Source organism: Ruegeria sp. CF3, from assembly GCF_056537365.1.
In genome coordinates, this window is record NZ_JBQFRK010000002.1 from 224,959 (window position 1) to 251,567 (window position 26,609).

The 26,609-nt window shown below is 57.0% G+C and carries 20 protein-coding genes and 1 riboswitch; of the genes, 15 read left to right on the plus strand and 5 right to left on the minus strand.

Annotation, left to right across the window (positions count from 1 at the left end; genetic code table 11):
* Positions 1-91: 91 nt before the first annotated feature.
* The 6 genes from ACR0KC_RS08845 to ACR0KC_RS08870 all read left to right on the plus strand — a co-directional run bounded on the left by ACR0KC_RS08845 (position 92) and on the right by ACR0KC_RS08870 (position 6,360).
* A complete protein-coding gene (locus tag ACR0KC_RS08845; protein WP_480771735.1) occupies positions 92-1,225 on the plus strand; it encodes an enolase C-terminal domain-like protein in 1,134 nt (377 codons plus the stop codon).
* Positions 1,222-2,472, plus strand: a complete 1,251-nt coding sequence (locus ACR0KC_RS08850; RefSeq protein ID WP_480705975.1) for an NAD(P)/FAD-dependent oxidoreductase — start codon at positions 1,222-1,224, stop codon at positions 2,470-2,472. Before ACR0KC_RS08845 ends, ACR0KC_RS08850 begins: the two co-directional genes overlap by 4 nt.
* A gap of 52 nt (positions 2,473-2,524) precedes the next feature.
* Entirely contained in the window at positions 2,525-3,499 is a 975-nt protein-coding gene (locus tag ACR0KC_RS08855) for a TRAP transporter substrate-binding protein (protein ID WP_010441591.1), read from the plus strand.
* Between the two features lie 70 nt (positions 3,500-3,569).
* Positions 3,570-4,103 carry a TRAP transporter small permease subunit gene (locus ACR0KC_RS08860; RefSeq protein WP_170736192.1) on the plus strand — a complete coding sequence of 178 codons (534 nt, stop codon included), beginning with the start codon at positions 3,570-3,572 and terminating at the stop codon, positions 4,101-4,103.
* A 4-nt stretch (positions 4,104-4,107) separates the two neighbouring features.
* On the plus strand, positions 4,108-5,421 hold the full coding sequence (locus ACR0KC_RS08865; RefSeq protein WP_170393803.1) for a TRAP transporter large permease subunit: 1,314 nt from the start codon (positions 4,108-4,110) through the stop codon (positions 5,419-5,421).
* 6 nt (positions 5,422-5,427) lie between these two features.
* Positions 5,428-6,360 (plus strand): hypothetical protein, encoded by a 933-nt coding sequence (locus tag ACR0KC_RS08870; protein ID WP_480771736.1) that lies wholly within the window; start codon positions 5,428-5,430, stop codon positions 6,358-6,360.
* 30 nt (positions 6,361-6,390) lie between these two features.
* On the opposite strand, the gene ACR0KC_RS08875 is transcribed toward ACR0KC_RS08870, so the two are convergent.
* The gene (locus ACR0KC_RS08875; RefSeq protein ID WP_170801565.1) at positions 6,391-7,707 is read right to left on the minus strand and encodes a UDP-glucose dehydrogenase family protein; all 1,317 of its coding nucleotides are present in this window, start codon (positions 7,705-7,707) and stop codon (positions 6,391-6,393) included.
* A gap of 581 nt (positions 7,708-8,288) precedes the next feature.
* Here ACR0KC_RS08875 and ACR0KC_RS08880 point away from each other — a divergent pair.
* Complete coding sequence (locus ACR0KC_RS08880; protein WP_480771737.1) at positions 8,289-11,291, plus strand: ATP-binding protein; 3,003 nt, start codon at positions 8,289-8,291, stop codon at positions 11,289-11,291.
* Here ACR0KC_RS08880 and ACR0KC_RS08885 read toward each other — a convergent pair.
* Both ACR0KC_RS08885 and ACR0KC_RS08890 read right to left on the minus strand, forming a co-directional pair.
* Positions 11,288-12,949 (minus strand): peroxidase family protein, encoded by a 1,662-nt coding sequence (locus tag ACR0KC_RS08885; protein ID WP_480771738.1) that lies wholly within the window; start codon positions 12,947-12,949, stop codon positions 11,288-11,290. The genes ACR0KC_RS08880 and ACR0KC_RS08885 overlap by 4 nt on opposite strands.
* A gap of 18 nt (positions 12,950-12,967) precedes the next feature.
* Positions 12,968-14,035, minus strand: coding sequence for a catalase family protein (locus ACR0KC_RS08890; RefSeq protein ID WP_480771739.1), 1,068 nt, complete (start codon positions 14,033-14,035; stop codon positions 12,968-12,970).
* 258 nt (positions 14,036-14,293) lie between these two features.
* Positions 14,294-14,501, plus strand: a riboswitch (cobalamin riboswitch).
* Between the two features lie 102 nt (positions 14,502-14,603).
* Here ACR0KC_RS08890 and ACR0KC_RS08895 point away from each other — a divergent pair.
* The 4 genes from ACR0KC_RS08895 to ACR0KC_RS08910 are packed head-to-tail and all read left to right on the plus strand — an operon-like array spanning position 14,604 to position 17,723.
* A complete protein-coding gene (locus tag ACR0KC_RS08895) occupies positions 14,604-14,960 on the plus strand; it encodes a DUF1636 family protein (RefSeq protein ID WP_170393816.1) in 357 nt (118 codons plus the stop codon).
* The gene (locus tag ACR0KC_RS08900; RefSeq protein ID WP_170562123.1) at positions 14,957-15,742 is read left to right on the plus strand and encodes an ABC transporter ATP-binding protein; all 786 of its coding nucleotides are present in this window, start codon (positions 14,957-14,959) and stop codon (positions 15,740-15,742) included. The genes ACR0KC_RS08895 and ACR0KC_RS08900 overlap by 4 nt, the downstream gene beginning before the upstream one ends.
* An 18-nt stretch (positions 15,743-15,760) precedes the next feature.
* Positions 15,761-16,708, plus strand: a complete 948-nt coding sequence (locus ACR0KC_RS08905; RefSeq protein WP_480771740.1) for an ABC transporter substrate-binding protein — start codon at positions 15,761-15,763, stop codon at positions 16,706-16,708.
* Position 16,709: 1 nt separating this feature from the next.
* Positions 16,710-17,723: an iron ABC transporter permease gene (locus ACR0KC_RS08910; RefSeq protein WP_170509083.1), complete on the plus strand. Its 1,014-nt coding sequence runs from the start codon at positions 16,710-16,712 to the stop codon at positions 17,721-17,723.
* Positions 17,724-17,777: 54 nt separating this feature from the next.
* On the opposite strand, the gene ACR0KC_RS08915 is transcribed toward ACR0KC_RS08910, so the two are convergent.
* Positions 17,778-18,671 carry a LysR substrate-binding domain-containing protein gene (locus ACR0KC_RS08915; protein ID WP_480705989.1) on the minus strand — a complete coding sequence of 298 codons (894 nt, stop codon included), beginning with the start codon at positions 18,669-18,671 and terminating at the stop codon, positions 17,778-17,780.
* Positions 18,672-18,926: 255 nt separating this feature from the next.
* Here ACR0KC_RS08915 and ACR0KC_RS08920 point away from each other — a divergent pair, with 255 nt between their 5' ends.
* Genes ACR0KC_RS08920 through ACR0KC_RS08935 form a run of 4 tightly spaced genes read left to right on the plus strand, consistent with a single transcriptional unit; the run spans position 18,927 to position 25,246 of the window.
* A complete protein-coding gene (locus tag ACR0KC_RS08920; protein ID WP_480771741.1) occupies positions 18,927-21,380 on the plus strand; it encodes a GcvT family protein in 2,454 nt (817 codons plus the stop codon).
* A gap of 15 nt (positions 21,381-21,395) precedes the next feature.
* Positions 21,396-22,916, plus strand: coding sequence for a trimethylamine methyltransferase family protein (locus tag ACR0KC_RS08925; RefSeq protein WP_170663369.1), 1,521 nt, complete (start codon positions 21,396-21,398; stop codon positions 22,914-22,916).
* 60 nt (positions 22,917-22,976) lie between these two features.
* The gene (locus ACR0KC_RS08930; protein ID WP_170596667.1) at positions 22,977-23,990 is read left to right on the plus strand and encodes an Ldh family oxidoreductase; all 1,014 of its coding nucleotides are present in this window, start codon (positions 22,977-22,979) and stop codon (positions 23,988-23,990) included.
* Between the two features lie 11 nt (positions 23,991-24,001).
* Complete coding sequence (locus ACR0KC_RS08935; protein WP_480705994.1) at positions 24,002-25,246, plus strand: NAD(P)/FAD-dependent oxidoreductase; 1,245 nt, start codon at positions 24,002-24,004, stop codon at positions 25,244-25,246.
* On the opposite strand, the gene ACR0KC_RS08940 is transcribed toward ACR0KC_RS08935, so the two are convergent.
* Positions 25,221-26,609 carry an MATE family efflux transporter gene (locus tag ACR0KC_RS08940; protein WP_170663373.1) on the minus strand — a complete coding sequence of 463 codons (1,389 nt, stop codon included), beginning with the start codon at positions 26,607-26,609 and terminating at the stop codon, positions 25,221-25,223. The two genes, ACR0KC_RS08935 and ACR0KC_RS08940, sit on opposite strands and share 26 nt — an antisense overlap.

Consider the following 26,609-nt stretch of genomic DNA (forward strand, 5'->3'; position numbering starts at 1 on the left):
TAGTATCATTTTTCCTGATGACCTCTAGATAATATAGTATTTGAAATGATATCCCCGTCAAGGCAGGCTTTGGCCATTGGCAGAGGGTGCAATGGGCGATCTGACACAGAAAATAATCGGCTATGATCTCTGGCATCTTGAGTTGCCCGTGACGTCTCGCCGTGATCATGGCATCGGGTCCGTCGAAGGAATATGCGAAGTAGTCGTCCTACGGCTGAGATCCGAGGACGGCAATGAAGGATTTGGAGAGGCCTCTCCCTGGTCTGTCTTCACGGGCACCCCAGAGGCCACTTATGCAGCCCTTGATCGCTATTTGCGCCCTCTTGTGGTTGGAGCCAGAGTGGGTGATCGTTCAGCGATCATGGCACAGGCAGCTTATGCCGTGGCTCATTGCACCGAGGCGAAAGCTGCATTGGAAACCGCTTTGCTGGATCTTGCGGGCAGAATCAGCGGGGTTCCTGTTTGGTCTCTGCTGGGCGGGAAGTGCCGGGCAACCATTCCACTCAGTTGCTCAATTGCGAACCCGGATTTTGCTCAGGATGTTGTGCTGCTGTCACAATTGCAGGCCGATGGCGTTCGGATTGTAAAGCTCAAGACCGGGTTCAAAGATCACGCCTTCGATATCATGCGGTTGGAGTATCTCGCGCAGAACCATCCGGATTTCAGGGTTCGTGTTGATTACAATCAGGGACTCAGTATCGAGGATGCACCGGCACAGGTTCGCGATGTTGCGCAATTCGCTCCGGATTTCATTGAGCAACCTGTCCGCGCTCATCAATTCAGCATGATGGGCAAGTTGCGACAGATGATTGACGTCCCACTTCTGGCTGATGAGAGCGTCTTTGGCCCCGAAGACATGGAACGGGCAGCGCGTGACGGTATCTGTGACGGGGTTTCAGTGAAAATCATGAAATCAGGTGGCCCGACGCGAGGCCAGACTGTGGCCCGTATCGCTGCTGCACATGGTTTGACAGCCTATGGCGGTGATATGTTCGAGGCCGGATTGGCGCATCTGGCAGGCACACATATGATTGCTGCAACACCTGAGATAACGTTGGGCTGCGAGTTCTATCAAGCCTCCTACTTCCTGAAAGAAGACATTCTTGAAAGCCCCTTCCAAGTAAGCAGCGGCGAAGTTGTAGTTCCTGACGCACCCGGGCTCGGCAACAGGCCTGATGTAACCAAGCTTGAGCATTATGCAGTGGCCAAGGCGGTGGGGGCATGAGCGAGAAGAAGACCATAGCGATCATCGGCGCCGGGATCGTTGGCGTGTCTGCTGCGGTATGGCTGCAGCGGGATGGTCACGAGGTAATCCTGATCGACAAGGCCGGACCGGGAGAGGGCACCTCACATGGCAATGGGGGCGTGCTGGCGTCCTGCTCGATTGTTCCGGTGACTGTTCCAGGGCTGCTCCGGAAGGCGCCCAAAATGCTGCTAAGCCCGTCTCAGCCGTTGTTCCTGAGATGGGGGTATCTTCCAAAGCTGATCCCTTGGCTAACCCGCTATCTGAGTCATGCGAATGCATCAGATGTGGAACGCATCGCGTCAGCTTTGACGCCAATTGTTGGCGATAGCCTGAACGACCACAAAGCGTTGGCCGAGGGCACAGGCGCTGAAAAGTGGATCGTGCCGTCTGACTATCTGTTCCTGTACAAGGACCGCGCGCATTTCAATGATGATGCGTTTGGCTGGGACATTCGGCGCAGAAACGGATTCACATGGGACGAATTGGAAGGCCCGGGCTTTCACGCCTACGACCCGGTCTATAGTGAAGATATCGGTTTTGCGGCGAAACTTTCGGATCATGGCCATATCACGGATCCAGGTCGGTACGTCAAAGATCTGGCGGCGTATGTCGAGGCACATGGGGGCACAATCCTACGTGCAGCGGTCGATGACGTGGTTCAGGAAAATGGTCGCGTAACCGGTATACGGGCGGCAGGCGAAACCATCGCGTGTGATACGGCAATTGTAACTGCGGGCGTTTGGTCGGGGCCTTTGGCTAAGCTTTTGGGCATTTCTGTTCCCCTTGAAACCGAACGCGGCTATCATCTTGAATTGGTGGAGCCTTCTGCCATGCCGCGCAGTCCGGTCATGGTGGTTTCTGGCAAATTTGTCGCCACACCGATGGATGGCCGCATTCGTTTGGCGGGCATTGTGGAGTTTGGCGGACTTGATGCGCCACCCTCACGCGCGCCGTTTGAATTGATGCGCAAGAATGCCCGGGTGGCCTTCCCGGGTTTGACATGGAAGGAGGAAGTGGAATGGATGGGGCACCGCCCAGCACCAACCGACTCGATCCCGATTATCGGTGAGGCTCCGGGGATCAGCGGTGCGTATATGGGCTTTGGGCACCATCACATTGGCCTGACAGGCGGGCCGAAAACGGGGCGACTTCTGGCCCAGATGATTGCGGGCAGAACACCGAACACTGACATGAGCGTCTACGCGCCCTCACGTTTCGCAACATAGAAATGACTGGCGAAGAACGCCGGCGTCTCAAAACTCAACAGGGAGAAACATGATGAAAAAACTGACAAGCCTTCTGGCGGCAACCGCTCTGACAGCCGCCGCGGCCGCACCTGCAATGGCTGAGAAATGGGACATGCCGATGGCCTATTCGGCATCAAACTTCCACTCGGCCACGGGCGCGGAGTTCGCCAAATGTGTCACCACAGGAACCGGTGGTGAGATTGAGATTGTCACGCACCCTTCCGGCTCGCTGTTCAAAGGTGCCGACATCAAGCGTGCGATCCAGACCGGGCAAGCCCCGATTGGTGAGCGTCTGCTGTCTGGGCACCAGAACGAAAACGCGCTGTTCGGCTTTGATTCCATCCCGTTCCTGGCCACGTCATTCGATGATAGCGCCAAGCTTTGGGATGCCGCCAAACCTTCGATTGAAAAGCTGTTGGCTGAACAGAACCTGACCCTGCTTTATGCAGTGCCGTGGCCTCCGCAAGGGCTTTATTTCAAGAACGAAGTGAACTCGGTTGCGGATATGGAGGGGATCAAGTTCCGCTCCTATAACAACGCCACCTCACGCCTGGCCGAACTGACTGGTATGCTGCCCGTCACCATCGAGGCGGCTGAGATCAGCCAGGCCTTTGCCACCGGAGTAGCGGATTCCATGGTGTCGTCCGGGTCGACCGGCTATGACCGGAAGGTCTGGGAAAGTCTGAACTACTTCTATGAAGTGGATGCCTGGCTGCCGCGCAACTACGTGATGGTCAACTCAGACGTCTGGGCCGGTGTCTCGGATGCGAACAAGAACGTCATCAAAGGCTGTGCGGAACTGGCCGAGTATGCAGGTAACTGGCGTGCCAAGGAATATACCGGCTTTACGCTTCAGGGTCTGCGCGATGGCGGCATGACAGTTGGTCCTGCATCCGAACAGATGACGAATGAGCTTAAAGAAATCGGTGTCACCATGACCAACGAATGGCTTGAGGCCGCCGGTGACGAAGGCAAAGCCATCGTCGACGCGTTTAACTCTCAATAATCGTTCGAATGCGGGCGGCAGTTCATCCTGCCGCCTGCTCCCAATCCACAAAAAGCACAGCGGGGACAGCATGGCGGCAATGCGAGGGCTCAGGTCCGTACTGGATTTCATTTATCTGGCAGCAGGGGTTCTGGCGGCGCTCAGCCTGATTGCCATTCTGGTGCTCATTGTGGTGCAAATGCTGGCCCGTTGGACCGGCGAAGTTTTTCCCGGCGCGCCGGACTATGCTGGATACGCGATGGCCGCTGCGTCTTTTCTGGCCTTCGCCAACGCCCTGAACCGAGGCAGCCATATTAGAGTCTCCATTCTCCTGAATGCGGTTCCCGATGGCTTTCGCAGAATTCTGGAAATCTGGTGCTTTGCGATTGGTTCGGCGGTCATGTGGTATTTCTGCTGGTATGCCTATCGCTTTGTGTACTGGAGCTGGAAGTTCAACGATATCAGCCAGGGGCAAGATAAAACCTCCCTTTGGATACCGCAATCTACCATGCTGATCGGAGCGGTCATTCTGGCCATCGCGCTGACCGATCACCTGTTCCATGTCCTGTTCAAGGGTGATCACCGCATCACCCGTGATCTGGCCGATCAGAGCCACGGAGAGTAAGAGCATGGAAAATATATCCGTTATTATCCTCTTCCTCTTTGTCCTTTTCACCTTGCTGGGCACCGGTGTCTGGGTCGGGCTGGCCCTGATGGGCGTCGCCTGGGTCGGGATGGAGCTGTTCACGACGCGCCCGGTGGGTGATGTGATGATCACGACGATCTGGTCGGCTTCGTCATCCTGGACGCTGACCGCCTTGCCGATGTTCATTTGGATGGGCGAGATCCTCTACCGAACGCGATTGTCCGAAGACATGTTCAAAGGCCTGTCGCCGTGGATGGCACCTTTGCCCGGCGGGCTGGTCCACACGAATATCGTAGGCTGTACGGTGTTTGCCGCGGTATCGGGGTCATCTGCCGCGACGTTGACCACGGTTGGCAAGATGTCGATCCCGGAACTGCGAAAGCGCAACTATCCCGAACGCATGGTCATCGGCACGCTGACCGGCGCGGCAACACTTGGACTAATGATCCCACCGTCGCTAACGTTGATCGTGTACGGCGTTACGATCAACGAGTCCATCACCAAGCTGTTCTTTGCAGGCATCCTACCCGGTCTTGTGCTGGCTGCCATGTTCATGGGCTATGTCGCCATCTATTCCAAAGTTGGCAAAGACTGGAACCCCAACGACGAGAGCAAGTTGACCTTTTCCGAAAAGGTTAAGAACTCTCGCTTTCTGTTGCCAGTGATCCTGCTGATCATGGTGGTAATCGGATCGATGTATCTGGGTTATGCTACGGCGACCGAGGCGGCGGCTTTCGGTGTGATTGGCGGACTGCTACTGGCAGCAGGGCAGGGATCGTTGAACTGGAAGACCTTCACTGAAAGTTTGATGGGCGCGACCCGCACCAGCGCCATGATTGCCCTGATCCTTGCAGGCGCTGCGTTCCTGTCACTATCGATGGGCTTTACCGGCCTGCCGAGGGGGCTTGCGGATTTGATCGCGGGGTGGGAACTGACCCGGTTCGAACTGCTCATGGTTCTGCTGGTTTTCTACGTCATTCTGGGCTGCTTCCTTGATGGGATTTCTTCGGTTGTGCTGACTATGGCTGTTGTCGAGCCTATGATCCGGGACGCCGGGATCGATCTGATCTGGTTCGGGATCTTCATCGTGGTCGTTGTCGAGATGGCGCAGATCACACCGCCCATCGGTTTCAACCTGTTCGTGATGCAGGGCATGACCAATCATGAAATGAGCTATATCGCCCGCGCTGCGATCCCGATGTTCCTGATCATGGTGCTGATGGTGTTCGTTCTGATCTGGTTCCCCGAGTTGGCGACGTGGCTGCCCGAAAACCTGCGTCAAAGCCCCGGTGGGTAGACGCCGTTGAACCCGCTTCACCTCGCGGCGCGTCACGGCCCATATGTGTTAGTATCGGGCCTTGCCGCAGGCCTTCTGCTGCCGGGGCTGGCCGCACCGATGCGGCCTCTCTTACCGCCCTTGGTCATGCTCCTGCTGTTTTTGACGCTGCTGCGAATGCAGCCGGGGGCCATTGTGGGTTCGCTGGTTGACCTGCGAAAAGTTGCGGGAACGATTGCCGCCTTTCAATTGGTTTTGCCGTTGTCTGTCGTTGGGATTGGAATTGCCTGCGGATGGACCGGTTCGCCAGTTTTTTTGGCATTGCTTGTCATGGCTGCAGCCCCATCAATATCCGGCAGCCCCAATATGTGTCTGATGATGGGCTATTCTGCGGAACCGGCGATGCGACTGGTCGTGGTTGGAACGGCTGTTTTGCCGCTGACCGCGTTGCCGATCTTTTGGCTGATGCCGGAACTGGGTGATCTCAGGGCGGTCCTGATGACCGCGCTTCGGCTCTTTTTTACCATCACAATAGCGATTCTCGCGGCTGTCATATTGCGCCGCACGGTGCTGCGCCAACCTTCAAAGTCTACGCTTTTGAACGTAGAAGGTGCGGCAACGATTACTCTGTCCGTTTTCGTTGTTGGCCTGATGCCATCATTGAGCGCAACCGCACTTGTGGACCCGCGTGTCGCGCTGTTCTGGATCGCGTTTGCCTGTCTGATCAACTTTGGGGCTCAGGTTGTCTCATTCCAATTCACACGAACTCGAATGCCCGGTGCCGAGGCTACGGCGGTGTCTCTGATCGCCGGAAACCGGAACATCGCGATATTCTTCGTGGCACTGCCACCTGAAGTGACCGCGCCGATCATGGTGTTCATCGGGGCCTATCAGATACCGATGTACCTGACGCCGCTGATCATGCGCCGACTGTATCAGACGGCTGCCACAACCAGTTGATTTGGGCGAGAGGCATTGGCGGTGCCAGCCCTAACGCTGATCCCCAACCCCGACGCCGACATAGGTCTCAAATCCCGATCCCAGAACCATCGTGGACGAGTAGATATTACGCAAGTCGACCATGCGGGGGGATCTCATAGTCTCTGCCAGCTCGCTCAGGTTCAGGGCGCGGAACTCGTTCCATTCTGTCAGCAAGACAACAACGTCCGCATCTTTGGCCGCGGCGTAGGGATCATCCATCCACTTGACGCCAGGAAGCAGCGCCTCCCCCTCGGCACGGCCTTGCGGATCGACAACGCGGACCTGGGCACCGCCACCGATCAGGGCGGGAACGATAGTCAGGGAAGGTGCGTCGCGCATATCATCGGTGTTGGGCTTGAAAGTCACACCCAGAACCGCCACGGTCTTGCCATTGAAGCTGTCATCGCAGGCATCCCGGATCTTCTCGATCATCCGCTTCTTGACCTCATCGTTTACACGAATGACGGTTTCGGTGATCTGCATCGGGTGGGCAAAATCCTGTCCGATCCGGGCAAGTGCAGCGGTGTCTTTCGGAAAACACGAGCCGCCATAGCCAGGGCCTGCGTGCAGAAACTTGTTGCCGATCCGCCCATCCAGACCAATACCGCGCGCCACCTCTTTGACATCGCCGCCTGCCCGCTCGCAAAGACCGGCGATTTCATTGATGAACGTGATTTTGGTCGCCAGGAATGCGTTCGCCGCGTATTTGATCATCTCGGCGCTTTCTAGATCAGTGGTCAGGATCGGAAAGTCACGCAGATAAAGCGGGCGGTAAATCTCGGCCATGACATCCGCCGCTCGTTCGTTTTCGATCCCTACGACAACACGGTCTGGGCGCATAAAATCATCAATTGCGGCGCCTTCGCGCAGGAATTCGGGGTTCGATGCGACGTCGAATTCCGCCTTCGGATTTGCACCCGAGACAACTTCATGAACCTTGCGGTTGGTGCCAACCGGGACAGTCGATTTGGTTACGATAACCGTATAGCCGGTGATGGCCTGAGCGATTTCTTCGGCGGCGGCCATCACATAAGTCAGATCAGCGTGCCCATCCCCGCGTCTCGTAGGTGTGCCTACCGCGATGAACACCGCGTCCGCGCCGTCGACCGCAGCGGCCAGGTCGGTGGTAAAGGTCAGGCGGCCAGCTGCCACGTTCTTGGCCATGAGCACATCAAGGCCCGGCTCGTAAATCGGCACCTCTCCATCCTGAAGCATCTTGATCTTGCGATCGGATTTATCGACGCAAATTACATCATGGCCAAAGTCCGAAAAGCAAACCCCGGACACCAAACCAACATATCCGGTGCCAATCATCGCAATGCGCATTTATCGAATTCCTTCTTTTGGGTTTCGCCAATGGCGCATTTCCTGGTCTCTTTCAACCGCTGAACTAAGAGCTTTTGGGGCTCGATAATTACAACCGCCTAGGCATTGCCGGCTTGCTTTCGACAACAGCTCGGCACTTCTGAGGTGTTGCGGGCGATAGGGCAAAATCATCAGACTGTCTCTTGGCGACCGAATATGCTTGTTGTGGTGAATTGTTCAAGTGCTGTTCGTGGCTTGCGTTGAACTGGCTATCTGGTCTCGGCGAAGAACGGCGTGTTGCGATCAAGATTCGTTGCCAGATCGGATTTCCTACGATGGCATTCGTTCGACCGCTGGCGCGCATTCTCAATCCTACATGTAATATCAGGCACTTCTTCGCTTCAGCAGGCGTTGGGCATAGCCAGAATGCGAAGCTTCATATAGTCTCACAATCAGTTTTCGTGGTGTCGAGCGGCGGCGCGTGCAATCTGTTAATTATTTTAAGGCTTCGCGATGGGGGGCATGTTCTCGTTTTTGGGTTCCGGGAAAGGCGTTGGCCCTGCATCTCCACGCCGCATGAGCGCCGGTCGCGGAGCGCGCTGATGGTGCTGCACCCCACCGGCCCGGAAACTGATCTTGGCGCGATGGAGCACCGCCATCTGACTGTCATGATGGTGGATCTTGTCGAGTCCACGGTATTGGCTCAAATGCTTGAGCCCGAAGACTTGCTGTCTACGACATTACGTTATCATAAACTGGTCGAACAAATTGCCGATGAGTTCGGGGGCAGGGTGCTGCAGATCGTGGGCGACGGTATCCTCGTCGCCTTTGGTTGGCCTGCTGCGTCTGAAAATAATGCCGAGCGCGCTCTACGCGCGGCGCTGCGCATCCATACTGATCTGCCCGCAATGGCGGGTCCGCTCGATCTCAGGTGCCGGATTGGGATCGCATCCGGCGTAGTTCTTGTCGGGGACATCGCGCTTGGGACCAATATTCAGCCGGACGCGATTTTTGGATCGACGCTAAATCTTGCCGCACGTCTTCAGTCGTTGGCGACCCCCGGTGGAACAATGGTTTCTGCGGCAACACGAGCGCTTGGGGCCGAACAAATGGAGTTCGAGCCGCAAGGCGTTCAGAACCTCGCGGGGTTCGACCGGCCTGTTCCAGTTTATCGATTGACCGGTGAAGGCAAGGATCAGGCACGCCGCCATAACCGCACCCCGTTGCTTGGCCGCAAAGCCGAACGCGGACAACTCCGCCGCGCGTGGAAAGATGTGGAAGCCGGAAGAGGGCGGGTGATTCACATATTGGGTGAGGCAGGGATTGGCAAATCGCACCTGATCCGTGATCTGCGTTCATCGGTCGGGCCGCAGGCATGGGTGACCTATCACTGCAGCCCGTTCCATGTCAGCACACCGTTCTTTCCCTTCATATCACAGGTCGAACGGTGGTGCGGCATCCACAATCAGGACGATATTGCCGCGCGTCGCAACCGGTTGTCAGAACATCTGAGCGATATTCTGGACGACGCGCAACTTCGCACGCTGTATTTCATTCTTGCCCCGGGCCCTGGCGACAGCGGGACGACCAGTGAGGACGAACTGCGCGCGCAACTGAGTGACATATTCATCCGCGTCTACCAAAAACTCAGCCGAGAGGGGCCGGTGCTTGTCGTGGTTGAGGATATGCAATGGGTCGACCCATCGACCCTTTCGGTGCTGCGCGACGTGGCCGAGCATCTGACATCACTTCCCGTACTGATGTTGATGGTTTCGCGGATGCCGGCGCCATCAGCGATCAAAGAGAGCATACCGTCTCTTGAGCAATTGTCGCTTCCACCGCTCGATGATGCGACATCGTCAGAACTGGCCAAGGCGGCCTCGGGTGCGCGACTTGATGACCGCACCACGGCGCAGATTTTGGCGCGGGGCAATGGTGTGCCCCTTTTCATCAAGGAATGCTCTGCCGCCATCGCTGCGTCGCCTGAACGTATCGTGGACAACATTCCCGCCACCTTGCATGACCTCCTGGCGCAACAGGTTGACGAGGTCGGAGAACTCCGACGCGCCGCGATCGAAGCCGCTGTTATTGGTGGTGCCTTTGGGGCACCTTTGCTGGCTCAGATCAGTGAACTGACTGAAGACGAGTCCGAAGACGCTATCTTTGGGCTCGCCGCCACGGGTATATTGCAACATCTGCCCGGCGCGAATGACGACGCCGAAATGATCTGGCGGTTCCGCCATGAATTGGTGCGTGAGGCGGCATATCAAAGCCTTGTGCGGGACCGTCGCATTCATTTGCATCGACGCACGGCGGAAGCCCTTGCCGCCCAACCGGAAGCCGCCCGACAGCCTGAACAAATAGCGCGGCACTGGGAACTGGCCGGTGAAACAACGAAGGCGGTGGCCGCCTGGTCGGAGGCCGCGCGGCTGAACCTGAGGCGCCACGCAAATCGCGAAGGGGCTCAGCATGCCCGAAACGGATTGCGGCTGTTGGACGAGTTGCCCGTAGACCAACGCGATAAAGCTGAATTGAACTTGCAATTCCTTCTGGCCGCTGCCGAACGCGTGCATGTCGGTTATGGTGCCAAGCCCGCAATTGATGCCTTTGGGCGCAGTTTTGAACTGGCTGAAAAGCTGGGCGACAGGCGTACTCTTGTGCGCGCGGGCAGGGGTCTGTTTACCGCTGCAATGGTCAAAGGTGATTACCAGAACGCCGAGCAATGGGGGCAAGCGATCATCGATGCGTATGACGATCACCACACCCGAATGGTCGGAAACTACATCTGTGGGGCCGCGCTATCCCCGCGCGGTCGGTTTCAGGATGCGGCAGCAGCTCTGGAACAAGCGGCGTCTCATGCGGATGCGCATTGCGCCGAAGCTGGAAACAGCCCCGATATTGCAGCCGTGATACAAATCGAGAGTATGAGCGCGCTGGTCGACAGCTTTCAGGGCAAAACTGAGGTGGCACTCGCCAAAGCCAAGCGGGCAGTTGACGCCGCGATGGCGTCGGGCCAGCCCTTGATCATCGCAAATGCAATGCACTGGTTGACCGAAATCCACATGCAGATGGATCACCCGGATTATGCGCGCATGGCCGAGGCGCTGAGCGCGGCTGTTCAGGACAAGGGCGGCCCTTATTACCAAGCTGTTGCGACGGCCCATCTTGCCGGGGCTGCCATCAGAACCGGCGAGGCCACAGAGGGCGTGGCCATGCTGCAGGCCGCTTGGGGAAGGATGCACGCAACGGGTGCCGAGGCGGCTGGCGTGCTCGTCAACACCGAGCTCGCACGGGGCTATCTTGCTCTGGGTGAGATTCAGAAAGGGTTGGATGCGGTGGAGGCTGGCCTGACATGTGCAGAAAACACTGACGAGCGGAACTATGAGGCTGAAATCCACCGGATCAAGGCAGCCCTTCTACTGGAACAAGGTGCTCCGTTCGACGCGGCTGAGGCGGCTTTGCGTGAAGCTATAGCCGTGGCGAATGATCAGGGCGCGGCGCTGTATGAATTGCGCGCGCTGAGTGATCTTGCCTGCATCCGGCCAGCCGATACGGAAGTTGCCGCGCGGATTACTGAGCTGGAAGAGCGCGCGGTCGCGTCTTAGGTCCCGCCGGGACGTCGACCTAAAGTGCAGTCTTCGGGTTGCAGGTCCAAGCCAACAAAACGCGCCACCTGCGAGAATGACGAAGTTTTCTTCAGCAACTGAAAACCTTTCTCTGAAAAAGTCTCAGCCGAGTACAAATTTTTGGATACCATCGGGTTGTTCATAAGCTGCGTGATCGCGTCATACGCCACCATCGATGTCATCAGATCGCCCATGATCACATCGCCCTTGTGCTGTTCCGCAAAGAGACCAGGGAACAACTCGACCCTATTGACGTCGCAATAGAGCCGGCTCAGGTCGGCAATCAATTCTTCCGCAAACGGCTGATCACCAATCATCTCAGTAAAGCTTGAATGCGGTTTGCGGCAGAAATGATGACGATAAGTGTTCAGCGACGGAAGACGCGCCTTACGCGTCAGGGCAATTGTAGCTTCGACAGGGGCAGGAGCACCGGGCGCAGGCCTTTGGAACAGGAAATCGGGCGTGTTGCGCAGCGACATGCGGGCCGCAGGTTGGCGCGACAATGATCGGATCATTTCCGCCAAGCCTGTTTGTTCGACCAGTCGTGGATTGAATCTGAACCCCTCCGGGCCAACCTGTGCGCCGTTGATTATAAATCGCTCGGGGATCATCGAATGCCAGCGGTAGAGCAAATTGAACTCAATCGCGATCTGGTTGGAATGATGCCACGGTTGCCAGCGATTGACGCCAACGGGTAGTTTGAAAGGCATATTGGCGATGTGGGCGATGTAGTCCTCAAGCACAAGCTTGATCAGCAATGCGATCAAGGTGCAGCGTGTAGTCTGGAACACACGCTCTTTATCCCAGCCTGATATGCCGCGCTTTTCGCGCCACAACAGATCGGCAAAGGTGTTATGGGCGCGCAACATCAGTGTATTGATCGTGATATAGCCTATCGTACCATTGCCATTATCGAGCCCGGTTGCATGAAAATCGAGCAGTAGCTGGTCGATTGCGTGATCGCTGAGACCCGGATGCGCCCGTTTCACCGCATTCCACAGCTTGCAGGGATCGTGCAACGGCTTTCCGCAATTCTCGCCAGTGGCGAGACTGCCATCAAAAGGGGGTGCTAGCTTAACACCACCGGATTGGTTTTTTTGAAACAGCTTCGGAGCCCACATCTCGCCCTGTGTATCCAGACGAAAGGCCAGCCGGTGGGTTAGTTCATTGGTATCGGGATCGCGTTCGCGCAGCATGTCGGTCTGAAAATCGTTCAGCCCGTAGATTTGGCACAGATCGACTTCGTGGTTCGAATCCGTCTGATCAACCGGTCCTTTCGCCCCAAAGGTGCGAAGGAAACTGTCGGTAAACCATTGTGCGGCCGAGATAAACAATAGTGTCGATCCTTGCGGGCACATCAAGGTAAGCGGGCTGCCATCCATTTGTGTCCGTCGGCGAAAGAGATCAGCAACTTCGCTTTCCGACGGCAGGACGGGTGAGAGGTCTTCTGGCGTTGTATGCCGACCGATCCAGCGATGGGAAAACACGCCGGGCCATGTCGTGTAGTCTGCGCCCATCGTATAGGGCCGCGGTCGGTGGATCTTCGCGGCGTTTGCAAGCCTGATCGCGGCTAAATAGCTCGTAACGGGTGGGGAGATCTTGAATCCGAGTTTGATCAGATCATCAACGTCCAGCATCAATACATCTCCGTTTGGTCATCGATTCGGGAACCGGGCGCGGGCCAAGCTCAGATAGGTTCTGAGCCGGATCGCATTAATCGGTCCTAAAGGTTCGTGATCTGCCGTGACACGCCAGGGCGAGAAGCTCATCGCGTCTCCATTCTGCGGATCAAATTCTGCACCTTTGGGAATCGTGATATCCGCCACGGGCGTGACGGTATGATGGTACGGATCAAGAGGTGCATCTGGTTGCGGATCGCATGCCCACCGGATGCGATTGTCGAGCACATCGAATTCGCCGGCCGGGCGCGGGGGCTCAATCACACACAGCTCGAAGTGATTATCTCCATCGGCCACGTCTTGCCGCAAACACTGCCCGATCCCATCTGGGTCGTCTACCGGATGTGCCGGAATTTTTGGTTTCGCGCTGCGGGCCAAGTATCTGACCGTTAGATCGGGGCCCAGCCGATACGGTGTTGTCGACCAGAAATGGACCTCAAAAGGCGAGTGCATATAGTTCGAGGCAAAATCACTCGCGACGCGAAACTGACGCTTGCCTTCACGAGTGAGGAAGGCGCGAAATCCTGCGCGCAGCCCTTTGGTGATCAACCTAAGGCTCCATTTTCGTCGCCCTTTGATCGCGTGCTGGACCGCTTGTAATGTGGCGACAAGCCTGCCCAATCGCTCATATTCATCGGGGACGTAGCTGGGAAACACATCCTGATCGACCAATACGAAATCGAACTCGTCGCTGAGTTGTGTGGTCCCCAGATGCGCAAGTGCCTCGGCGTCGATCAGCTTGGGGCCTGGCACGTCAAAAAGCTTGATCGCCATCCCGTGGGCATCCGATTTCCGGTCATCCAGATGCGCGCCGTTGGAAAAGCGAAGTGCGGCTGAATAGGCAGCGGGCTGTTCAAACAGGCCGTGACGGAACTGTTCTGGTAGATCGTTTCTGACAGTGAATGTTGCAGCCACGCACCCGTGACTGCGCCCATGCTGAGCCCTTAAGCGATGGCCTTTCCACCGTGCAACGGCCTCGAGATTGTGGTCAATGACATCATCAACAATATCCGGCGGCAATGCGTTTTGCGAAACATGTGTCAAAGAACCGTCTCCTTGGATAAACCCAGGCAATGATCAAACAGGGGCAAGGCGCTGACAAAGCTAAACCTCTAAATTTGTTCAGCTTACCTCAGATTGTCTAATTTCCAAACACACCAACTATGGACAGCCGTGGCCAGACAAATTCGGCGCGCAGCCCTACCCATTCGGTTGGTGCTTCGGACACGTGGTTGCCGGCGCTCGATCCTCGACCAGAGTTGGGCGCCTTCGACTTTATCATTGACGTGTCCGGTGTTCTCGGGCACTCAATCGATTGATGGTTCCCGGTGGTGTTGCCGCGGGATGAAAAGGGAATACGGTGAGGTTTGCCAAAAGGTGCCAATTCCGTAACTGCCCCCGCAACTGTAAGCGGTGAGCAAGGTCAAACAGCCACTGGTCCACAGGGTCGGGAAGGTTGGCCGAGCGCGGACCCGCAAGTCAGGAGACCTGCCATCAGATGTTTAACCAACCCGGGGCGGGGCGTCCTGGAAGGAGGCTTTGATGGCGCGTCAATCGCGTGTTTACATTGTCGGCAGCTTCCGCATGCGCTTGGAAACAAGTGGAGTGGACCATGCCAGATACGCCTGATCATTTCATTCTAGTCTGCGAAAGCTGCACTGAAGGGCTGCCCCTTGATGAAATTTGCGATGCGTTGACTGGGAAATTACCTCGCAGTTTTGCGATCCGCGCGTCGTCTTGCATGGCAGGCTGCGATAGTCCCAGAACGGTTGGGTTCCAGGCCGTAGGAAAGGCGCAATACCTTTTTGGTGGCATTCAGACCGCGGATGAGGTGCAGGCGCTGGCTGAGTTTGCAGCGCAGTATCGTGAAAGCCCGGATGGCTGGACAAATGCCACTGATCGCCCGCAGGCGTTGTCCAATAAAACCCTCTCGCGCATGCCGCGGATCGAACAGGGGGCATCGCAATGACGTTGCCACCCTTTCTGATTGCCGAAAACCTTGAGTATTATGCCCTTAACGGAGATGTCCTGTTGCAGGGCGTCTCGTTCGAGTTGGACGAGGGTTCCATTCTAGCCATCGCCGGCCCGAACGGGGCGGGGAAAACGACGCTTCTCAATCTGTTGTGCGGCGCTGAGCCGCTGGCACTTGGCGATGTTCGGATCAAAGGACGCAGTCTGAAACAGCTCTCCGCCAAAGAGCGTGCGCGCATGATTGCAGTGGTAGGTCAGCAGGAACTGCCCGATGGACGCTTGGCGTTACGCGATTATGTTGCGCTGGGGCAAATACCCATCCGTGCGGACCGCTCTGCCGAAGGCCACGCGCAAGAGCTGGACCGGATTTTAGACCTGACCGGTCTCGCAAATCTCGCGGACAAGCGCATGGCCCAACTGTCCGGAGGCGAACGTCAGCGTGCCCATATCGCGCGCGCTTTGGCGCAAAACCCTTCGTTGCTGTTTCTGGACGAACCGACCAACCATCTGGATCCTGATGCAAAAGGGCGGATGCTGTCTTTGGTCGCCGAGCTTGGGATCACCGTGGTCATGATCGTACACGATCTGGTCATGATCCCCGAATTCGCCACACACGTGGCGCTGATGAAATCGACCCGCATGATCGAGTTTGGGTCGGTGGACAAGGTGCTGACACCCGAAAGAGTCCGCGAAACTTTTGGCGTTGATTTCCTCTGCTTTCTCCACGAAGGCCGCGTGATCCCGGCGCTTGATATTCGAAGAACCACAGTCTCAACTTAGTCGAAGGAACACACTGAGATGAAATACATCTGGCCCGTGGCGTTGGCCACCGCCATGGCAAGCGGTGCTGCTGCGCAAGAAGTCACCGTAGACAACTGCGGCGAACCGCTGGTTTTTGATACCGCGCCCGAGCGCCTGGTTGTGCATGACATGAACATGACCGATATGGCCTTTGCATTGGGTCTGCAGGACAAGATCGTCGGCCTGACCGGCATCACCGGCTGGTACAAGACCAGCCCTGATTTTGATGCCCTGCGCGGCGACATCCCCGAGCTTGCGCCGAAATATCCGACCGTCGAAAACCTGGTGGCGGTTGAACCCGACCTGTTCTTTGCAGGTTGGTACTATGGCATGAAGCCGGGTGGTGATGTGACCCCAGATACATTGGAACCGTTCGGAATCAAGACCTTGGTTCTAACGGAAAGCTGTGTCCATCTGGACAAGGATCGCCCCGAAGCCAGCATGGATCTTCTGTTTGGCGATGTGTTGCGCTTGGGCAAGGTGATGCAAGTCGAAGACAAGGCCGAGGCTCTGGTCTCGGGCTGGAAAGAGCAGCTGGCAGCGATCGAAGCCAAGACTGCTGAACTGCCCAAGCCCCGCGTCTTTCTTCTGGATGGTCCTGCAGATGCTCCGTTTACCGCCGGTAAATTCGCGATTCCCGATGCGATGATCACAGCCGCCGGTGGTGAAAACGTCACTCATGACATGGACACGAGCTGGGGCCGCACCTCGTGGGAAGCCGTTGCCGCATCGAACCCGGAATTACTGGTTTTGTTGGATTATCAGACCGGCAATGGCGCCGAGGACACCTTCAAGTTCCTGCAGGAACATCCCGTCATGTCGCAGACTGATGCCGTCAAGAACGAACGCTGGATCGGATTGCGCTACGAAGAGCTAACGCCGGGACCGGCAAATATCGAAGCGATCTCGAAGATGGCGCGCGCGATGCATCCGGGTCAGAGCTGATATGGGCCGATTGGGCCTGACGTTGTTGCTGGGGGCGGTCGTTCTGACCGCCCTTTTGCTGATTTCCACGATCTACGGCACAACCTCGATTCCTTTGTCCGACACCTTCACCGCGATATTGCGCGGTACGGGGTTGCAGGACGGAGAGATGTCGCCGCTGCATAGGATCGTATTCGACCTGCGATTGCCCCGCGCGTTGTTTGCAGCCGTGATCGGTGCCGGGCTGGGCATCGTTGGCGTGGTGCTGCAAACGACCACACGTAATGACCTTGCCGATCCATTTCTGTTCGGCCTGTCCTCGGGCGCGGCAGCGGGGGCGGTGTTTGTAATTACCGTGACCGGAGATATTCTGGGTTTCTGGACTCTGCCTCTGGCTGCCTTTTGCGGCGGTCTTGTGGCGTCGGGCATCGTGCTGGCGCTGGTTCATGGGCTTCGCACCAGCGCACCGGAGAAGCTGATCCTTGCGGGTCTGGCTGTGTCGTTTTTGTTTTCGGCCATCACCAACTATCTGATCTTCGCCGGTGATAGCCGCGCCGCCCATTCTGTCATCTTCTGGATGCTGGGGGGGCTGGGCCTGGCCCGTTGGGAGACGTTCCCGCTGGTGTGCATCGGTCTGCTGCTGATCCTGAGCTATTCGCTTTATCGCAGCCGCTGGTTGGATGCGCTGCTGACCGGGGATTTGACTGCCGCTACTCTGGGTGTGCCGGTTCGGGGTCTGCGGTTCAGCATGTTTTTCACCGCAGCTTTGGCAACGGCCGTGTTTGTTTCCGTAGCCGGAGTGATTGGTTTTGTCGGTCTGATGGTGCCGCATATTGCACGCGGGATCGCAGGTCCCCTGCACAAAAACCTTCTACCTACCGCCGCTATGGTTGGTGCTGCCTTGTTGACCGGCTCTGACATTCTCAGCAGGCTTCTGCTGGCTCCGCAGGAATTGCCGGTGGGGATCGTCACAACTTCAATCGGATCGGTGTTTGTGTTCTTGCTTTTATTCAGGACAGCGAGAAATCAACGGTAAGGCCCTCGATCTTCGCTCCCAAGATATTTCGTCCTGATCAGGTCTGAGCCGAGTTTAAACCTTTCCGTCAACCGCTTGGCCGAGCCACTTGAACACAAGCTTGGCTCGGTCGGATGAGGTGTTGTGTAGTTTCACGTAGAAATCCAGTTGCGATGAGATGGTTTGCGGCAACAGTCTGACCAGTTTTCCGGATGCGGTCAGCTCCGAGGTCAGTCCCTCCCATCCCAGCACTGCGCCCATATCGTCCTGAGCGGCCTGAAGCGCAATCGTGTAATTGTTGACCCGATGCGCGGAATTCAGCGGGCCTTCATAGCCCAGTTTACGGGTCCAGGCCCGCCAATCGGTCCAACCGGTATCTGGTGCATCAAGATGGATGAGCGGCACTTTGGCGATCTCGCCGACATGCTCGATTGGGTTCTGTTTCGCAAACCGAGGGCTGCATAAGGCCATGATGTTGTCGTGAAACAAGGTCTTGATAATCCCTGAATCGCGGCGTGTATCACCGTAGTGAATGCTTAGATCACATTTTGAGGTATCGACCCCGAGATCGGTCACAACTTGTGTCACAGAAACATGGCCATGCGTTTTCCAAAACTGGGCAAGCCGTGGTGTAAGCCAAAGCGAGCTGACCGCCGTAGAGGAACGGATCGTCACGCCTTTGTGGTCATACTGTCGGCGCAACTGCCCAAGGGCCTCGCTGATCCCTTCAAGGCCACGTTGAAGGGCGACCAGCAAATAGGCTCCGCTTTCGGTAAGTTCGACGCCGCGATGATGGCGCAGAAACAGCGCGCATTGCAGCTCGTTCTCAAGCGCTTTGACCTGATGGCTGATCGCTGCGGGCGTAACATTCAGCTCTTCAGCAGCAGTTTTGAAACTCACATGCCGCGCTGCGGTTTCAAAGCTGATCAGAGAGCTTAGGGGCGGAAGATCATATGGGCGGTTGGGCAAGATGTTTTGACCTGTGACAAGTTGAAAACCCGATAATAAGAACGCAATCAGCAGCGATTTGGCTTAGTTCATCTTATGCAGAGTGAATCTTTTTGCAATTGCCCGCCAGCAGTTCAATGTGAAAATTCGCCACAACCGTTTGAGACATGATCAAGGGATGTGCCAAGGGTCCTCAAGCCCCTTGGACATCATATCGATCTTTCCTCATGCAATTCGATCCCCGGTTGGTCGTGCACAATTTGAAGGAGTTGCAGTATGCAGTCACATGCAAAAGTCGTGGTTGTCGGTGGCGGATGCGTCGGGGCGTCAATTCTATATGGGCTGACCGAACATGGATGCTCTGATGCCGTTATGCTGGAGCGCACCACACTGACCTCGGGTTCGACGTGGCATGCGGCTGGTTTGCTAGTGACCTTTGTGCGGTCGCACAACGTGTCGAAGATGACGATGGAAACCATCCGCATCTACACCGAGGTGGAAGAGAAGATGGGCAGTTCGGTCGGACTGCGTAAGGTAGGACAGCTGCGGGTGGCTAATACCGAAAAGCGCTGGGATGAGTTCCAGTCCTATATCTCGATCGCCGAAGCCGCCGGCGTGCCTTGTAAGCTGCTGACGCCAGAGGAGATTGCCGAGGTTCATCCCTTGCTGAACCAAAGCCCGGATATTCGGGGTGGTATCCTGCACACGGAAGACGGCTATGTGAATCCCGCCGACATTACTATGGCATTGGCCAAGCTCGCGCGGGATGCCGGCGCCAAGGTATACCAGAACACCGAAGCGCAGGCTTATGAGAAGCTGGACAATGGCCACTGGAAAGTGACCACCAATCAGGGTGAGATCACCTGCGAGCATCTGATCTTTGCCACCGGCAACTACGCCCGCGAAAATGCGCGCCGCGTGGGGCTGGACCTGCCATGTATCCCGATCGTTCACCAGTATTGGACGACCGAGACGGTGCCGCTGTTGAAAGAGCGCCGGGCGCAAGGCTTGCCCGAATTCCCAATCCTGCGGGATGAGGACTACGGCGCTTATCTGCGCGAAGATGTGGGCGGGATCCAGTTCGGGCCGTATGAATTCACCAAAGACCTCAAACTATTCGCCGAGGATCGTGTCCCGCCCGAGTTCGGGGCCGATCTGTTGCCCGAGGATTTTGATGCCGTGGAAACCCAATGGGAACGCGCCATCGAACGTGTGCCGACCTTGGGTGAAGTTGGGATCAAGGCCAACACCCGTGGCCCGTTCCAGATGACCCCGGACGAGCTGCCTCTGGCCGGACCCGCACCGGGGCATGAGAACCTTTGGCTGGCCGAAGGCATGCCTGGTGGCATCCTCTGGGGCGGCACCGTTGGTAACCGTTTGGCCAAATGGATCGTCGATGGCGATCCGGGCATGGATATGTCGGAGCTCGACCCGCGTCGATTCTCGGACTACGCCTCAAAACGTTGGACCATGGATAAGGTGCGCGAGACATGGGGCACCCATATGGATGCGCATGTTCCGGGTGAGGACTTCCCGGATGCGCGCCCGATGAAGACCATGGGGTCATATGATCTTTTGACTGCTCAGGGCGCGGTTTGGACCAGCTTTAACGGCTACGAATTTCCTCGCTGGTTTGCCAAATCGCCCGAAGAGGCGATCCCCGAACACAGTTTCCGCCGCACCAACCATATGGAGCGTGTTCAGGAAGAGGTGCGCACCACCCGTGAAGAGGCTGGCTTCATCGAAATGTCGCCGATGACCAAGTTCACAGTGCGTGGACCGGGTGCAGCCAAATGGCTGGATAGCCTGATGGCCAACAAGCTGCCCAAGGTGGGCCGCATGACCTTGTCGCTGATGTTGAACGATAAGGGCGGCATGGATGCGGAGTACACAATCGTGCGCTATGCCGACGACGATTTCTACCTGATATCGACGCCGAACTGGCGAGCCTACAATTGGGATCAGTTACAGCGCGTGCTGCCAGGTGATGGCTCGGTGGTGATCGAGGATATCTCAGAACAGCTGGGCGTGATCGCACTGGCCGGGCCCAAGGCACGGGACATCCTGCAACCATTGACCGATAATGATTTGTCGAACGAAGCATTCCCATGGCTGTCGGCACAGATGGGCGAGGTGGGCTATGCCAAAGGCGTGCACTTGTTGCGCGTCTCCTACACCGGTGAGTTGGGATGGGAATTGCACCACCCGGTCGGGTACAATCGCCACCTCGTTGATTTGCTGCTGAAATCGGGTGTGAAACCCTTCGGGCTTGAAGCGTTGGAGTCGATGCGGCTTGAGAAATCCTATCGCGCGATCAACCGCGAAATCTGCAAGGACCTGACCCCATATGAGGCCGATTTGGGCCGTTTCGTTGCAATGACCGAGAAGATCGGCGGGCAGGTGGCGGAACGTGATTTCGTCGGCAAAGCCGCGCTGCAAAAGCAGCAGCTGCAGGGTGGATACAACACACTGGTCACACTGAAGCTGCCGTTCTGCGACACCTCGGTGATGTTTGACGAAGGTGTCTATGCCGATGGCAAGCTGATCGGACGCGTCACTTCGGGCGGGTTCTCGTATTACTGCAACCACGACCTTGCGATGGCGCTGGTTCCATACGAGATGACGGTACCCGGCACCAAAATGCAGGTGCTCATCCACAATGAAATGCGCGAGGCAGAAGTGATCGATACCTGCGCCGTTGATCCCGCCAGCGCCCGCGCGCGCGCCTGATCAGGAGGATTTGAGATGGCAGAAGTCAAAGCACGCTCGGGCCGTGGCGGTGGACGTGCCGCGCGGGTCAAGGCTCGCACCAACCCGCCCCCTGTCTACTTGTCGACGCTGAACCGCAAAGTTGGTCCGATTGATCTGCTTGGTCCCGAAGGCGTTGAGAAAATCCACAACGCGGCCATGACTATACTTGAAACCACAGGGATTGAGTTCCGCGATCCGGTGGCCTTAGCTGATTGGAAGAAGTACGGTGCGGATGTGCAGGGTGAGCGAGTGCGCATCGGGCGCGAGATGCTGATGGACCTGATCTCGGCCGTTCCCTCGGAATGGGGCTATGCCGCGCGCAACCCGGAACGCTCGCTGCGGGTGGGCAATCGGCATTCGGTCTTTGCCAATGCGTATGGCGCGCCATTTGTCTATGGTCTGGATGGTGTGCGCCGCCCTTCGATGCTGGAGGATGCGCATAACTTCTTCAAACTCAGTCAGATGAGTCAGTCGATGATGGTGCCGGGTATTTTGCCGGTCGAGCCGCAGGACGTACCCGTCCCGCAACGCCACCTGGAGCTGGTTCATGCCGCACTGACGCTGACCGACAAACCTATCAAGGGTTCAGTTCTATCCGAACAGGCAGCGTTGGACTCGGTAGAGATGACTCGCATCGTGTTTGGTGAGGAGTTTGTTGACAACAATGTGGTGATGGCAGCCCTGCTGAACTGCAACACACCGTTGGTCTGGGATGAGACCATGTTGCAGAGCCTACGCGTCTATGCCGCCGCCAACCAGCCCTGCCTGCTGTCGCCCTTTGTTCTTGCTGGGGCGAGCACACCTGCAAGCCCGCAGGGTGGTGTCGCGCTGCTGATTGCAGAATCTCTGGCCGGTATGGCCTACAGCCAGATCATCCGGCGCGGAGCCCCGATGGTGCTGGGGGTGGCAATCATGGGCGTTTCGATGAAGACAGGTGCACCGATGATGGGCTCTCCGGAACCCGGGCTAATGAACCTTCTGGTGGGGCAGATGGCACGGTTTTATGGTTTGCCATGGCGGACCTGTACCATGTGGACCGGATCGAAATCCCCGGATATGCAGGCTGCGTTCGACACCGCAAACACCATGTGGCCGGTGCTGCTGGGTGGCGCAAACTACATCGTACACTCAGCAGGCTTCCTAGAAGGCGCGCTTGGGGTCAGCTACTCAAAATGGGTGCAGGACGCGTTGCAGTTGGAGAACTTCCACCGTTTCTTCAGCGGCCTGCAAGAGGAAAATCTGGACACGTTGCTGGGCGACATTGACAAAATCGGACCGGGTGGGCACTTCCTTGGTACTGACCATACGCGCGAAAACCCAATGCATATGAACCACTTGCAAAACAATGACAGTTTTGAACAGTGGGAAGCAGAAGGTGCTAAAACCGCAGAAACCGTTGGCACGGAAGAGGCGCAGCGTATGCTGAACACCTACGTCCAGCCACCAATGCCGGACGATCAGCGCGGGGCGTTGGATGAATTCGTCGCTAAGAAGCGGGTGGAATACAGCGCCTAAACAGATCTGCAAGCGGGTACTTATGTACCCGTTTCCTCAACCAACGACAGGATTAGGCACATGGCCGATAACTCGACGATCGCTCTCTCACTCGACGAAGTAGAGGAATTGGCAAAATCTGTCCTTGTGGCAGCAGGCATGGATGAACATGGCAGCACGGTTCTGGCCGGGCTTGTGCGGATGAGCGAGCGCGACGGCCCGCGTAGCCATGGGTTAAGGATGTTACCTGTTTATGCGCAGAGCTTTTCTTCGGGATATGCCAACCCCGAGGCCGACCCGAGTGTCGAACGGATCGCACCGGGGGTTCTGCGCGGAGATGGTGACAATGGCTATTACCAGATCGTGGCCGCCAAAGCGCGAGACGAGCTTATTGAAATGGCGCGCGCGAATGGTATTGCCGCGTTTACTTGTGCCAATTGCCACCATCTGGGGGCACTACGTTTCGATACAGGTCCGCTGGCGGACGCTGGGCTGGTCGCGCTAGGTGTTGTGAACTCGCTCTCGATGGTGGTGCCGCAAGGCGGCATCCGCCCTGTTTTCGGCACCAATCCGATGTCCTTTGCTTGCCCGCGACCGGGTCGTGCGCCGGTTGTTTGGGATCAGGCCTCGTCAATGGTTGCGCTGATGGACATCCGGATGGCCGCGGCCGAAGGGCACGAATTGCCGCGCCCTGCGGGGCTTGACCCGAACGGTCAGCCAACCAGCGATCCCAACGCGATTTTGGAGACCCGCAGTCTGTTGCCGTTTGGCGAGCACAAAGGCGCGGCGATCGCCTTCCTGATCGAAGTTCTTGGCGCGGCACTGGCCGGTGGAACATTGTCCGTGGACAATGCCAACCGCGAAGCGCACGGTGCCTTGAATATCAAGGGCGGTTCAACGTTGATCGCGATTGATCCGGCGCGTTTCGGGAATGCCGCATTTGAAGGCTATGTCCAACGCATCTGCGCTGAGATTGAAGGTAACGGGGATGCCCGCGTTCCCGGAGATGGCCGCTTGAAGAACCGTGCTGCCGCCGAAGCGGATGGTGTTCGCGTCACGGCGGACTTGATGAAGCAACTTCGCGAACTTCTGTAGGGGTCCCAGTAATGGCACGGGTGGTTGTAATTGGCGGCGGCATCGTTGGAATATCCTGTGCGCTGACATTGCAGTCGCAGGGCCACGAGGTCACCGTCGTAGAACCGGGTCCGGTTGGTGAGGGCGCGAGTTGGGCTTCCTGCGGGTGTATCGCAGTGGGTGAGATCGTGCCGTTGTCGCAGCCGGGGATGCTGATGAAAGTACCGGGCTGGTTGCTGGATGCCGAGGCCCCGTTGACATTGCGCCCGGCCTCAGCGGTGAAATTGCTGCCGTGGTTTGCACGGTTTACGGCCAATGCGCGTCGCTCGAAAATGCGCGCAATCGCCTCCGATCTGGCAAGACTTACGTTTGCTGCAACAGCGGATTTCAAGGCTCAGCTTTTAGATGTAGGCCATCCTGAGCTTTTGGTCGAACGGCCGGTAATCAAGTTGTTTGACGACGACAATGACCTTGCGACCATGCGCCCAGCTTTTGAGTTGGCGCGTGAGTTGGGCTGCACGATTGATCAAGTTACAGGTCAGGAAGCGCATGAAATCGATCCTGCAATAGCATCTGATTTCAAACATGCAGCTTTGCTTAGAGACTGGAGTTTTGTGACGGACCCTAAGGTATTGGTTGAAACGCTGACGCAGAGTTTTAGCAGCCGCGGCGGGGCAGTCGTGGCAGGAAGAGCAATCGGTTTTACGCAGGACGGACAACATGTGAAAAGCGTGAAGCTGAGCGATGGGCGATCGATCAGCGCAGATGATTTCGTCATCGCTGCGGGAACGCCGTCTAGGAATTTGGCCAAGACGCTGGGTGTTCAATTGAGGATGGAAGGGGTGATCGGATATTCGACTGCGTTGAAAGATAGCGGGGTCGAGCTCCGCCATACGGTGTTTTATGCCAAAGGCGGGTTTGGCATTACACCGTATCAGCAGGCGCTGGCAGTGGCCGGTACCGCAGAATTTGCCGACCTGAACGCGCAGCCGAATTGGAACCGAGCCGATGTGCTGGTCAGGCGTGCATGCCGCGTATTACCGGGTTTGAAGACCGATAATGCGGAACGCCGGATGGGTCGCCGCCCGTTTACACCGGACACACGTCCGATCATTGGCCGCAGCAGGCGACTGGCTAACGTCGCCTTTGCGACGGGTCACGGACAGCTTGGCCTGACACTAGGCGCGACGACGGCGCGTATAATCGCAGATGTAATTGCTGGCAGATCACCGGACATCGATATAGAAGCCTTCAGCCCAGATCGGTTCTCGTCCTGAGCCAAAGCCCGCCCAGCTCTTTTTGAGCCACATGGGACGTCATCAGCAACGCGATCATCCAGCCAGTCACCACGGCACCTGCGGTGCCGAACCAGACACCAATTTCGTTAAAGCCGAGCAGGCCGACGAAAATCCAGACAAAAAAGGCGACGCCAAATCCCTGACGATATAGGCTGATCCACACGGTCCAGATCGGTCGCTTCAAGGCTTGCAATAGCGAGTTGATGGAAAACAGCATCATGTAGATCGGGAGGATCAGACTATCGACACGTAGATAGCTAAGTCCGACGCGGATCACTTCGGGATCGTCGGTGAAAAAGCCCATCATAAGGCGGCCAAATATCCACAATATGGGGGCTGCGATGGCGGTCATGATGAACCCGACTTTCCAGCAATAAAACAGTGCCTCGCGTACCCTTTCATAGTCGCGGGCACCGAAATTCTGGGACGCGATGGGCAGCAGTGCCCCCGTGACCCCCAGCACCGGCAAAAGCAAAATCTGCTCAAGCCGAATGGCAATGCCAAAGCCAGCGATTGCGTGCTCTCCAAAGATTTTCAGGGCGAACTGCATGACGAAACCTGACAGCAGCATCACGAAGAAAGATGTCGCTGTGGGAAGTACCTGAACCGAGATCTCCTTGAACTTCTGTAGGCGCGGAATGAAGTTTCGGGGGCGCATGCGCCTCATCCTGCGGCGTCTGAGGACCTGACGGATCAGAAACACCATCACACCGGTCTGGCTGATCACCGTCGATACAGCGAGGCCATCAAATCCGATGCCCGGGATCATGCCCGGAATGCCGTAGATCAAGAGGGGGTTCAGACCGATATTGGCAAAAAACGCCACCATGAGGGCGCGTTGCATCGATACCGCGTCACCATGTGCCTGGAGAATGCCATTGCAACCGAAGGCCAGTAGAAATCCGGGCAAGGCCAATAGGAGCCAGTGGAAATAACGTAAACCTGCATCGCGATAAGGTCCCGGTTCCGAAACCAGAGTTATCAGCGCAGGGCCGTACCAGAGACCAGCCGCCGCCAGAACACAGGCTGCAATGAAGCCATAGATCATTCCCTGTGCCGCAAACCGCCGCGCTGCTCGAGTGTCTCCAGCGCCTAATGCGTTGCCGACCAGCGCGCTCATCGCGGCACCCAACCCGACCCCGACCGAAATGGCAATGAAAAAGGCCTGAAACCCTAGTGCCAATCCAGCCTGCGCGCTGGTCGAGAGAAGGCCGGCGAAGAACATGTCGACAACGTTGTAGAGAGTGTTGAACAACATCCCGATTGCGCCCGGGATCGCCAGGGTTCGGAAATGGGTCGAGATTGGCCCGCGCGTCAGATCAATTTCAGTTGGGATGGCCAT

What these genes read in the sequence shown, in the direction of transcription:
- ACR0KC_RS08845 (WP_480771735.1), top strand. Translation starts at nt 92, where the DNA reads ATGGGCGATCTGACACAGAAAATAATCGGCTATGATCTCTGGCATCTT.
- ACR0KC_RS08850 (WP_480705975.1), top strand. Translation starts at nt 1,222, where the DNA reads ATGAGCGAGAAGAAGACCATAGCGATCATCGGCGCCGGGATCGTTGGC.
- ACR0KC_RS08855 (WP_010441591.1), top strand. Translation starts at nt 2,525, where the DNA reads ATGAAAAAACTGACAAGCCTTCTGGCGGCAACCGCTCTGACAGCCGCC.
- ACR0KC_RS08860 (WP_170736192.1), top strand. Translation starts at nt 3,570, where the DNA reads ATGGCGGCAATGCGAGGGCTCAGGTCCGTACTGGATTTCATTTATCTG.
- ACR0KC_RS08865 (WP_170393803.1), top strand. Translation starts at nt 4,108, where the DNA reads ATGGAAAATATATCCGTTATTATCCTCTTCCTCTTTGTCCTTTTCACC.
- ACR0KC_RS08875 (WP_170801565.1), bottom strand. Translation starts at nt 7,707, where the DNA reads ATGCGCATTGCGATGATTGGCACCGGATATGTTGGTTTGGTGTCCGGG.
- ACR0KC_RS08880 (WP_480771737.1), top strand. Translation starts at nt 8,289, where the DNA reads ATGGTGCTGCACCCCACCGGCCCGGAAACTGATCTTGGCGCGATGGAG.
- ACR0KC_RS08885 (WP_480771738.1), bottom strand. Translation starts at nt 12,949, where the DNA reads ATGCTGGACGTTGATGATCTGATCAAACTCGGATTCAAGATCTCCCCA.
- ACR0KC_RS08895 (WP_170393816.1), top strand. Translation starts at nt 14,604, where the DNA reads ATGCCAGATACGCCTGATCATTTCATTCTAGTCTGCGAAAGCTGCACT.
- ACR0KC_RS08900 (WP_170562123.1), top strand. Translation starts at nt 14,957, where the DNA reads ATGACGTTGCCACCCTTTCTGATTGCCGAAAACCTTGAGTATTATGCC.
- ACR0KC_RS08905 (WP_480771740.1), top strand. Translation starts at nt 15,761, where the DNA reads ATGAAATACATCTGGCCCGTGGCGTTGGCCACCGCCATGGCAAGCGGT.
- ACR0KC_RS08910 (WP_170509083.1), top strand. Translation starts at nt 16,710, where the DNA reads ATGGGCCGATTGGGCCTGACGTTGTTGCTGGGGGCGGTCGTTCTGACC.
- ACR0KC_RS08920 (WP_480771741.1), top strand. Translation starts at nt 18,927, where the DNA reads ATGCAGTCACATGCAAAAGTCGTGGTTGTCGGTGGCGGATGCGTCGGG.
- ACR0KC_RS08925 (WP_170663369.1), top strand. Translation starts at nt 21,396, where the DNA reads ATGGCAGAAGTCAAAGCACGCTCGGGCCGTGGCGGTGGACGTGCCGCG.
- ACR0KC_RS08930 (WP_170596667.1), top strand. Translation starts at nt 22,977, where the DNA reads ATGGCCGATAACTCGACGATCGCTCTCTCACTCGACGAAGTAGAGGAA.
- ACR0KC_RS08935 (WP_480705994.1), top strand. Translation starts at nt 24,002, where the DNA reads ATGGCACGGGTGGTTGTAATTGGCGGCGGCATCGTTGGAATATCCTGT.
- ACR0KC_RS08940 (WP_170663373.1), bottom strand. Translation starts at nt 26,609, where the DNA reads ATGGCCATCCCAACTGAAATTGATCTGACGCGCGGGCCAATCTCGACC.